This window comes from Pseudodesulfovibrio karagichevae (assembly GCF_041414475.1).
Lineage (GTDB): Bacteria > Desulfobacterota > Desulfovibrionia > Desulfovibrionales > Desulfovibrionaceae > Pseudodesulfovibrio > Pseudodesulfovibrio karagichevae.
In genome coordinates this window covers 38251-47286 of the sequence record NZ_JBGLYH010000028.1, presented here as the reverse complement: position 1 = coordinate 47286, position 9036 = coordinate 38251, and the positions used below count along the sequence as shown (strand labels likewise).

The following is a 9036-nucleotide window of genomic DNA, read 5'->3' as shown; positions in this document are numbered from 1 at the left end:
CTTTTCAAAGGGTTCCCTTTCCCCCTTCCCCCGGCCGCCGGAGGCGAAAAAAAAAGGGTGGACGCGCAGCGCGCGTCCACCCTTTGTATTGGCAATGTTTCCGACTACGACTTGGGCGGGTCGGGGAGGGCGAGGATGGGGGCGATGACTTGTTCCAAGGCTTTGCCGGTGGCGGTATCGCGGTGGACTTTCATGAAGGGGTAGCCTTCGTCGCCGGAGTCGGCCACGGCCGGGTCCAGGGGGATGCGGCCGAGGAAACGGACGCCGGATTCCTTGGCCAGTTCCTCGCCGCCGCCGGATTTGAAGATCTGGTGCACCTTGCCGCAGTCGGGGCAGGCGAAGCCGGACATGTTTTCGACGATGCCGAGCACGCGGTTGCCGACCTCGCCGACAAAGGACACGGAGCGGCGCACGTCGTCGATGGCCACGCCCTGGGGGGTGGTGACGATGACGGCCATGGCGGTGGGTCCGAGGGTCTGGAGGGTGGACAGGGGTTCGTCGCCGGTGCCCGGGGGGCAGTCGACGATGAGGTAGTCGAGGTCGCCCCACATGACGTCTTCGACGAATTGCTTGATCAGGCCGATCTTGACCGGGCCGCGCCAGATGACGGCCTGGCGGTCGTCCTGGAGCAGGAAGCCGAGGGACATGACCGAGAGGTTCTTGCTCCACGGCACGGGTTCCATGACCTGGTCGCCGATGTGGGGCTGCTGGCCCTTGAGGGAGAGGAGCCGGGGAATGCTCGGGCCGTGCACGTCCACGTCGAGCAGGCCGACCTTCTTGCCTGCCAGGGACAGGGCCACGGCGATGTTGGCGGCCACGGTGGACTTGCCCACGCCGCCCTTGCCGGACATGACCACGATCTTGTGTTTGATGCGGCTCAGGGTCTTTTGCAGTTTCTGGTCTTCGGGCTTGTCGCAGCCCGTGGCGCTGGTGCAGGTTCCGTCAGGCGAGGCGGACGCACATCCTTCACAACCACTCATATGCTTCTCCTGGATAAACGGCGACCCGTAGCCGCCTAGAAGTACACGTAGAACCCGGCCGGCGAACGCCCGCGGCCGGGTTACAAAGAAATAATCATAGTGGGAGAAATGTCAAACCGTGACCCCGGGCATGGTCAACTCGGCCAGCCCGCCGCGCAAAAAGCCTTCGAGCACCTGGCAATCGGTGCCGGTCAGCCAGGGGATGACCGTGATTCCGGCCCGCTCCAGGGCGTGCCGGGTGCGGTTGCAGATGGCCCCGCACAGGAAAATGGTTACCCCGCAGGCCAATATGGCGGATGTCCTGTCCATAGGGTCCTTTGAGGGAAGGGATAGGAGGCCTGCGGGGTAAGATTTTTGATCACGTATTTCAAATAGCTTGTATCCGTCCGCGTTCTCGCACACGGAGGCCAGTCGGTCCTGGTAGCACGCCAGGCAAATCACCTTGGCGGAATCCGATCGCATCATCGCTCTCCAAAAAAATCCGGCAGGACCCGCACCGGTTACGTCTTTATGAGCACAGACTGTGCCAAACAAAATAATCAATTAATACGGTATATTATCGGTGAGACGAAAGAATGAAAGGGCGAGTTTTGCGCCCGTTTTGCGCAATCTGGGGCGAATTATTCGCCCGCTTCCGGCTCGGCCAGCAGGCGGCGGAGAGTGTCCTTGGTGATGCCCAGCTCGCGGCAGGCGGCCATGCGCTTGCCATTGTTGCGGCGCACGGCGAGCCTGGCGGCGCGGCGCTTGATGGCGTCCATGGTCCCGGACAGCCCGTCGGGCGCATCGAGGCATTTCTCTGCGGGGTGGAGGTATTCCGGGAGGTGCTCCACCTGGATGAACCCGTCCGGGCAGAGGATGAAGGCGTATTCGAGGATGTTTTCCAGTTCGCGCACGTTGCCGGGGAAGTCGTGGCGCATGAGTACGTGCAGGGCGTCCTCGCTGACACCGAGGATGGCCTTGTTGCGCGAGCTGTTGAACTCCGCGAGGTAGTGGTCGATGAGCAGAGGCAGGTCCTCCTGGCGCTCGGTCAGGGGCGGCAGGGTCAGGGTGACCACGTTGAGGCGGTAGAAGAGGTCCTGGCGGAAGGTCCCTTCGGCCACGGCCTCCTCCAGGTCGCGGTTGGTGGCGGCCACCACGCGCACGTCGGCGTGGACCGGGGCGACGCCGCCCAGCGGTTCGAAGGTCTTCTCCTGGAGGAAGCGCAGCAGCTTGACCTGGAGGTTCTGGGGCATGTCCCCGATCTCGTCCAGGAAGACCGTGCCGCCGTGGGCCAGCTCGAACCGGCCCGGCTTGTCAGTGCGCGCGTCGGTGAACGCGCCCGCCTTGTAGCCGAACAGCTCGGATTCGAGCAGGGTGTCGGGCAGGGCCCCGCAGTTCACGGCCACGAACGGCCCGTCCTTGCGCGGGCTCAAGGAGTGGATGGCCCGGGCGAAGAGTTCCTTGCCCGTGCCGCTCTTGCCCAGGAGCAGGGTGGTCGCCTCGGACCGGCTGATCTGGGGCAGGATGCGGAAGATCTTTTCCAGGGCCTGGGAGCGGCCCACGATGTTCTCGAAGCGGTAGATGTCCTTGGCCTGCTGCCGGGCGACGTGGATGTCGGTCAGGTCGCGGAAGGTCTCCACCCCGCCGACCACGTTGCCCGCCTTGTCCTTGAGCGGCGAGGCCGAGATGGACACGGGCAGGGTGGTGCCGTCCGAGCGGACGATGAAGATGGACTTGTTGACGATGCGTCCGCCCTGGCGGACGCACGCCTTGAGCGCGCATTGACCGTCGCACAGGGACGAGCGGAACACGGCCCAGCACTTGCGCCCCAGGGCGTCCTCCTCGGAGATGCCGGTGATGCGCTGCGCGGCCTCGTTGAAATAGGTCACGTTCCAGTCGGCGTCCACGGTGAACAGCCCGTCGGCGATGGAGGCGAACACGGCCTCGAGCGGTAGGTTCTTCGGAAACGGCATGGGGCCACCGTACAACCGGCGTCCGGGGTTGCCAACAAAAACCGGGCGAAAAATTCGCCTGATGTCAACGGGCCCGACCGGGGCGGATCAGCCGCCGTTCTGCCGCAGGAATTCCTGGATGTATTGGTACAGCCGGTCGTGGATGGCCTGCCGGTCGCTGCCGTAATCCATGCAGACGAACTCCGCGTCCTCCTCGGCCAGGATCTTCAGCGCGCCCGGCTTGCACAGCTGCATGAAACTGAAGTGGGAGGCTTCCGGTATTTCCCTGTAGAAGACCTTGCGCGGGAACTCCGGCAGCCGGGGGTAGAAGTGGGTGGAGGGCGGGATGTTTTGGTCCTTGCCCCCGCCGACGATCAGGACCGGGATGGCGATGGCCTTGATGGACTGGTCCGTGAACGCCTCCACGAATCCCGGCGCGATGGCCACGGCGGCGGTGAACCGCTTATCCCTCAGGTCCCGCGCGGCCTCGGCGAAGTCCTGCTCCGTCAGGCCCGGCAGGGCGGCCTGGAAATAGCGGCACGAGCGGTCCTGGTTCTCGGCGCAGAAAGCGGGGTAGCGGCGCAGGTCGAGCCGGGCCCCGGCCAGTGCCAGGGCGCTGTAGCCGCCCAGCGAATAGCCCACGGCAAAGACCTTGGCCGGGTCGATGTTCTCCTTGAATCGGGAGCGCAGCATCTCCCGCGCCAGGAAGCTGGCGTCCAGGGGCTGGTCCCAGACGCGGATGACCGTGGCCGGGGTCGCGTCGCCCGAGGTGTAGCCCGGATGGTCGGCGGCGCAGACCACCCCGCCGTTCTCGGCCAGGCGCGCCGCCAGCCAGGAGAGATTGCGCCAGTTGCCCGTGGTCCCGTGGAGCAGGATGTACAGGGGGTATCTGCCGGGCCTGAGGGGGCCGTCCTTGACCGCGTCGATCCCCTCGAAGACCGCGTTCTCCGCGAAGCGCGCGGCCGGGCCGCCGTCGCTCGGATACCAGATGTGGGCCTTCAGGGTCCGCCCGCGCTGCGCGTCCTTGAACTCGGCCTCGGTCATGCCCACCCCGGCCAGGGCGGGGGCGGTCCAGAGCAGGCAGAGGAGGAGCGGGAGGGACGGAAAGAGCACCGGTCTTTTCATGGAGTTCTCCTTGGGCGGTTTTCCGGAGCATAGCGCGGGGCGAATGGGCCGGGCAACCGCAAAAGAAAAGGGCCGCCCGTTCGGGAGGCCCTTGAGAGTCGGTGTCGCGCTGCCGCCTACAGCTTTTCGGCGCGTTTTTTCCGAAGCCAGTCGTACCACTGCTCCAGGTTCTCGCCGGTGCGGGCGGAGATGGGCATGACCTCGATGTCCTTGTTCAGCTTCCTGGCGTGGTTCTCGGCCTTTTGCAGGTCGAAGTCCACGTAGGGCAGCAGGTCCACCTTGTTCAGCAGCATGACCGCGGAGATGTGGAACATGAAGGGGTATTTCTCGGGCTTGTCGTCGCCCTCGGCCACGGACAGCAGGGTGACCTTGTAGTCCTCGCCCACGTTGAACTCGGCCGGGCAGACCAGGTTGCCCACGTTCTCGACAAAGAGGATGTCCAGGCCGTCGGTGTCGATGGCCTTGAGGGCGTCCATGACCATGCCGGAATCCAGGTGGCAGCCGCCCTCGGTGTTGATCTGCACGGCCTGGGCGCCGGTGGCGGCCACGCGCTGGGCGTCGTTGTCGGTCTGCAGGTCGCCCTCGATGACGGCCATGTTGAACTCGTCCTTGAGGTCGGTCAGGGTCCGTTCGAGCAGGGTGGTCTTGCCCGCGCCGGGCGAACTCATCAGGTTCAGGCACAGGATCTTCTTGACCCGGAAATTCTTCTGCAGCTCGTCGGCCAAGCGGTCGTTGGCCTCAAGCACGTTGCGGACTATGGTCACTTCCTTGGACATGGTCACTCCTTCTCTTTATTGCTGGTCGTCCACTTCGATGGAGTCGATGAGCAGTTCCTTGCCTTCCAGCACCTTGTGGCCCAGCAGAGCCTCGCACTTGGGGCAGGGCATGCACCGGGTGTGCTCCGGGCTGAATACCTCTCCGCATTCGCCGCAGGCCACCTTCACCGGCACCTCGATGATTTCGAGCTCGGCCCCGTCGAATTCCCCGCCGGGAATGAGCGCCTCCCAGGCGAATTGCAGGGACTCGGTGACCACCCCGGCCAAGCGGCCGTTCTTGAGGGTCACCTTCTTGAGCTTCTGGCCGTCATACTTGACCATCTCTTCGCGCAGGATGCCGAGGATGGATTCGACAATCGACATTTCATGCATGGCTGTGAGCACTACACCGAAAAACGGATGTGGGCAAGGCTGTCGGGCCGCCGAGCCGTCCTGGCCGCACGAAAAAATGCCCTTGATCAGCGGGGGATACGCCCCTGTCCGAGGCCGCCCGAAAAAACCCGCCGAAATGTGCCGGTATTGGTTGACTTGCAAGTCAGTTCGGTCTTATGGCTAAAGCCAACTTGTTCTCAGGGCGGGGTGGAAGTCCCCACCGGCGGTGATCCGGCGTATGCCGGTGAGCCCGCGAGCGCCCCTCCGGGTGGAGGGGGTCCAGCAGACCCGGTGCGAATCCGGGGCCGACGGTAACAGTCCGGAATGAAGAGAATGAGGCAGTCCAGCAGCCGTTGCCGGGCGGTTTCCGCCACGGCCGTAGGTTGCCGCGGCGAGCGCTTGCGTTCGTCCGCCTGTCTATGCGCCCTGATTCATTCATACTCTTTATTCAAAGGAGCTCCATGATGGATCAGCCAATCCTCAAACAGTTCGGCGGCCCCATCTCGAGGGTCGAGAAAGCGCTCAAGTCCCTGCGCAAGGGCAACGGAGTGCTGGTTACGGACAACGCGGACCGCGAAAACGAGGGCGACCTTATCTTCGCGGCCAAGACCCTCACCAACGAGCAGATGGCCATGCTCATCCGCGAGTGCAGCGGCATCGTCTGCCTGTGCTTGACCGAAGACAAGATCAAGTCGCTGGGCCTGCCCATGATGGTCGAAAACAACACCAGCGCCTACAACACGGCCTTTACCATCTCCATCGAGGCGGCCCAGGGCGTGACCACCGGCGTGTCCGCCGCGGACCGGGTGACCACCGTGAAGGCGGCCATCGCCCCGGACGCCACGCCCGCCAGCCTGGCCAGCCCCGGCCACGTGTTCCCGCTCTGCGCCAAGCACGGCGGCGTGCTTGAACGCGGCGGCCACACCGAGGCCACCGTGGACCTGAACCGGTTGGCCGGTCTGGAGCCGTGCGGCGTGCTCTGCGAGCTGACCAACCCGGACGGGACCATGGCCAAGCTGCACGAGATCGTGGCCTTCGCCATCAAGCACCAGATGGCCATGTGCACGGTCCAGGACATCATCGCCTACCGCGAGCACATCGGCGACATCAACGCCGAGATGGTCATACCCGAGAACAGTTCGGCCGTGGTCAAGCCCACCCGGACCTTCCCCCGCAGCACCTTCGCCTCGGGCCGGTAGAATAGATCATAGACCGACAACCTTTAGCCTTCTCCTCCTGAAAACACAGGCCCCGCCGTTTCGCCCGGCGGGGCCTTTTCGTTTCCGGGCCGTCACGGCGCGGCGGGCCTGCCCGTGGCCCAGCCCGCGTACAGGGGGACGTGGGTGTCCGTGGAGAGGCGGTGGAGCTGGCCGGGCTTGGCGTTGACGCCGAAGAGGTCCAGGAAGGTGGCGAAGTCGTTGAACCACTGGCGGGTGGGGCTGAAGGAGTGGACCAGCATGATCGCGGCCCGGGCGTGGAAGCGCCGCGCCTCGATGAGCGCCGAGGCCGCGCGGTGCAGCAGTTGGTAGCGCACCGAATCCGGCAGGGTGCCCGGCAGGCCGAGGAGCGCCTGGAGGTGGCCGAGACGCCGCCGTTTGCCGTCCGAGGCGTTCCGCCGCCACTGGCCCAGCGGCTGGCCGAAGGGTTCGGCCGCCTTGCCCTCGACCATGATCGCCACCGGCCCGGACCCGTTCCCGGCCAGGACGAAGAGGTCGTTCTGCGACGGATTGCCGGGGCCCGGCAGGGGGACCTTGTGTTCGGGGATGGCCAGGGTCATCTCCAGATCGGCGAAGTCGGGGTCGCTCTTGAGCAGCGCGGCCACCTCGGGCGGCCAGCCGTCGGCGGACTCCCAGGCATAGGCCAGCTCCTTGGCCGAGTAACCGGCTTTCCATTGTTTGTCGGGGGACGCCAGGAACTCGCGCCAGTCTTCGGGGGAGTGGGTGGGCTTGTAAATCCGATGCATTGTGTGCGCTCCTTGGGGGAAACAGTGGCAGCCTGCATACCATTATAGACGCATGGGCGCGCAGAAACGCACGGAAAAAAACGGCGGGCGGTTAAAAAAGTTGACAGGCCGCCCTTATCGGTAGTGAACTGACTGCCCGAATTTCCGTAACCCGAGAGGTATTGTGATGCGTAGCAAGAAGATGACTGGTGGATTGGAGAAGGCCCCGCACCGTTCGCTGCTGTATGCGAGCGGGTTGTCCAAGGAAGAGATGGACAGGCCGCTGATCGGCGTATGCAACGCCCAGAACGAGATCATCCCCGGTCACGTGCATCTGGATACCATCGCCGAAGCCGTGAAGGCGGGCATCCGCATGGCGGGCGGCACCCCGCTCGAATTTCCGGCCATCGGCGTGTGCGACGGCCTGGCCATGAACCACGAGGGCATGAAGATGTCCCTGCCCAGCCGCGAGATCATCGCCGACTCGGTGGAGATCATGGCCACGGCGCACCCGTTCGACGCCATCGTCTGCATCCCCAACTGCGACAAGATCGTGCCCGGCATGCTCATGGCCATGCTCCGGCTGAACATCCCGGCCGTGCTCGTGTCCGGCGGCCCCATGCTGGCCGGCCACAAGAAGACCTCGGACCTGATCACCGTGTTCGAGGGCGTGGGCAAGGTCCGCGCGGGCAAGATGACCGAGGAGGAGCTGGAGGAATACACGGCGGGCGCCTGCCCCACCTGCGGCTCGTGCGCGGGCATGTTCACGGCCAACTCCATGAACTGCATGGCCGAGTCCATCGGCCTGGCCCTGCCCGGCAACGGCACCATCCCGGCGGTCATGTCCGCCCGCATCCGCCTGGCCAAGAAGGCGGGCATGCAGGTCATGGAAATGCTCGAGCGCGACATCCGGCCGCGCGACATCGTCACCGAGAAGTCCGTGCACAACGCGGTGACCATGGACATGGCCCTGGGCTGTTCGACCAACACCACCCTGCACCTGCCCGCCCTGTTCGCCGAGGCCGGTCTCGATCTTTCGCTTCAGATGTTCAACGAAATCAGCATGAAGACGCCCAACCTGTGCAAGCTGGCCCCGGCCGGTCCGCACTACATGCAGGACCTGGACGAGTCCGGCGGCATCCCCGGCGTCATGAGCGAACTGGTCAAGAAGGACCTGCTCAACCTCGACGTCATGACCGTCACCGGCAAGACGCTGGGCGAGAACCTCAAGGACCTGGACGCCAGGGTGACCAACCACGAGATCGTCCGGCCCATCGACAACCCCTATTCCAACGAGGGCGGCATCGCCATCCTGTACGGCAACATCGCGCCGGAAGGGTGCTGCGTGAAGCAGTCCGCCGTGGCCCCCGAGATGATGCGCAACACCGGCACCGCGCGGGTCTTCAACAGCGAGGAGGAGGGCGTGGAAGCTATCCTGGGCAACGAGATCAAGCCCGGCGACGTGGTCGTGATCCTCTACGAAGGCCCCAAGGGCGGACCTGGCATGCGCGAGATGCTCACCCCGACCTCGGCCATTTCCGGCATGGGGCTGGGCGAGTCCGTGGCGCTGATCACCGACGGCCGGTTCTCCGGCGGCACGCGCGGCGCGGCCATCGGCCACGTCTCGCCCGAAGCCGCGGCGGGCGGCCCGGTGGGGCTGATCCGCGAGGGCGACAGGATCGAGATCGACATCCCGGCCCGCAAGATCAACCTGCTGGTCGACGAAGCCGAGCTCGAGGAGCGCAGGAAGACCCAAAAGCCCGTGGTCAAGGAGATCACGTCGCCGTTCCTGCGGCGCTACGCCAAGCTGGTCACCTCGGCCTCGCGCGGCGCGGTCTACGAGAAGTAATCCGGCGCGTTACGCCAAAGAAGAAGCCGGTTCGGGGTTGCCCGGACCGGCTTTTTTCGTG

9 protein-coding genes and 1 riboswitch are annotated in these 9036 nt (G+C 65.1%); of the genes, 2 read left to right on the top strand and 7 right to left on the bottom strand.

Annotated elements, in window-relative coordinates:
• Positions 1–104: 104 nt before the first annotated feature.
• The 6 genes from AB6M95_RS11020 to AB6M95_RS10995 form a co-directional block, all read right to left on the bottom strand.
• On the bottom strand, positions 105–980 hold the full coding sequence (locus tag AB6M95_RS11020; RefSeq protein ID WP_371386803.1) for a P-loop NTPase: 876 nt from the start codon (positions 978–980) through the stop codon (positions 105–107).
• 111 nt (positions 981–1091) lie between these two features.
• The gene (locus AB6M95_RS11015; protein ID WP_371386802.1) at positions 1092–1289 is read right to left on the bottom strand and encodes a NifB/NifX family molybdenum-iron cluster-binding protein; all 198 of its coding nucleotides are present in this window, start codon (positions 1287–1289) and stop codon (positions 1092–1094) included.
• A 311-nt stretch (positions 1290–1600) separates the two neighbouring features.
• Positions 1601–2932 carry a sigma-54 interaction domain-containing protein gene (locus AB6M95_RS11010; protein ID WP_371386801.1) on the bottom strand — a complete coding sequence of 444 codons (1332 nt, stop codon included), beginning with the start codon at positions 2930–2932 and terminating at the stop codon, positions 1601–1603.
• An 87-nt stretch (positions 2933–3019) separates the two neighbouring features.
• The gene (locus AB6M95_RS11005) at positions 3020–4036 is read right to left on the bottom strand and encodes an alpha/beta hydrolase family protein (RefSeq protein WP_371386800.1); all 1017 of its coding nucleotides are present in this window, start codon (positions 4034–4036) and stop codon (positions 3020–3022) included.
• Positions 4037–4152: 116 nt separating this feature from the next.
• The gene (gene hypB / locus AB6M95_RS11000) at positions 4153–4812 is read right to left on the bottom strand and encodes a hydrogenase nickel incorporation protein HypB (RefSeq protein WP_371386799.1); all 660 of its coding nucleotides are present in this window, start codon (positions 4810–4812) and stop codon (positions 4153–4155) included.
• A gap of 15 nt (positions 4813–4827) precedes the next feature.
• Complete coding sequence (locus AB6M95_RS10995) at positions 4828–5175, bottom strand: hydrogenase maturation nickel metallochaperone HypA (protein ID WP_084641181.1); 348 nt, start codon at positions 5173–5175, stop codon at positions 4828–4830.
• A 198-nt stretch (positions 5176–5373) separates the two neighbouring features.
• A riboswitch (FMN riboswitch) is annotated at positions 5374–5523 on the top strand.
• 125 nt (positions 5524–5648) lie between these two features.
• On the opposite strand from AB6M95_RS10995, the gene ribB reads away from it, so the two are divergent.
• Positions 5649–6383, top strand: coding sequence for a 3,4-dihydroxy-2-butanone-4-phosphate synthase (ribB, locus tag AB6M95_RS10990; RefSeq protein WP_371386798.1), 735 nt, complete (start codon positions 5649–5651; stop codon positions 6381–6383).
• A gap of 92 nt (positions 6384–6475) precedes the next feature.
• Here the strand turns inward: ribB and AB6M95_RS10985 are convergent, their stop codons facing one another.
• Positions 6476–7147, bottom strand: a complete 672-nt coding sequence (locus AB6M95_RS10985) for a DUF6946 family protein (RefSeq protein WP_371386797.1) — start codon at positions 7145–7147, stop codon at positions 6476–6478.
• A 166-nt stretch (positions 7148–7313) separates the two neighbouring features.
• Between AB6M95_RS10985 and ilvD the strand changes: the two genes are divergently transcribed.
• On the top strand, positions 7314–8975 hold the full coding sequence (ilvD, locus tag AB6M95_RS10980; RefSeq protein ID WP_371386796.1) for a dihydroxy-acid dehydratase: 1662 nt from the start codon (positions 7314–7316) through the stop codon (positions 8973–8975).
• Positions 8976–9036: the final 61 nt, after the last annotated feature.

What these genes read in the sequence shown, in the direction of transcription:
- AB6M95_RS11020 (WP_371386803.1), bottom strand. Translation starts at nt 980, where the DNA reads ATGAGTGGTTGTGAAGGATGTGCGTCCGCCTCGCCTGACGGAACCTGC.
- AB6M95_RS10995 (WP_084641181.1), bottom strand. Translation starts at nt 5,175, where the DNA reads ATGTCGATTGTCGAATCCATCCTCGGCATCCTGCGCGAAGAGATGGTC.
- hypB (WP_371386799.1), bottom strand. Translation starts at nt 4,812, where the DNA reads ATGTCCAAGGAAGTGACCATAGTCCGCAACGTGCTTGAGGCCAACGAC.
- ilvD (WP_371386796.1), top strand. Translation starts at nt 7,314, where the DNA reads ATGCGTAGCAAGAAGATGACTGGTGGATTGGAGAAGGCCCCGCACCGT.
- ribB (WP_371386798.1), top strand. Translation starts at nt 5,649, where the DNA reads ATGGATCAGCCAATCCTCAAACAGTTCGGCGGCCCCATCTCGAGGGTC.
- AB6M95_RS10985 (WP_371386797.1), bottom strand. Translation starts at nt 7,147, where the DNA reads ATGCATCGGATTTACAAGCCCACCCACTCCCCCGAAGACTGGCGCGAG.
- AB6M95_RS11010 (WP_371386801.1), bottom strand. Translation starts at nt 2,932, where the DNA reads ATGCCGTTTCCGAAGAACCTACCGCTCGAGGCCGTGTTCGCCTCCATC.
- AB6M95_RS11015 (WP_371386802.1), bottom strand. Translation starts at nt 1,289, where the DNA reads ATGGACAGGACATCCGCCATATTGGCCTGCGGGGTAACCATTTTCCTG.
- AB6M95_RS11005 (WP_371386800.1), bottom strand. Translation starts at nt 4,036, where the DNA reads ATGAAAAGACCGGTGCTCTTTCCGTCCCTCCCGCTCCTCCTCTGCCTG.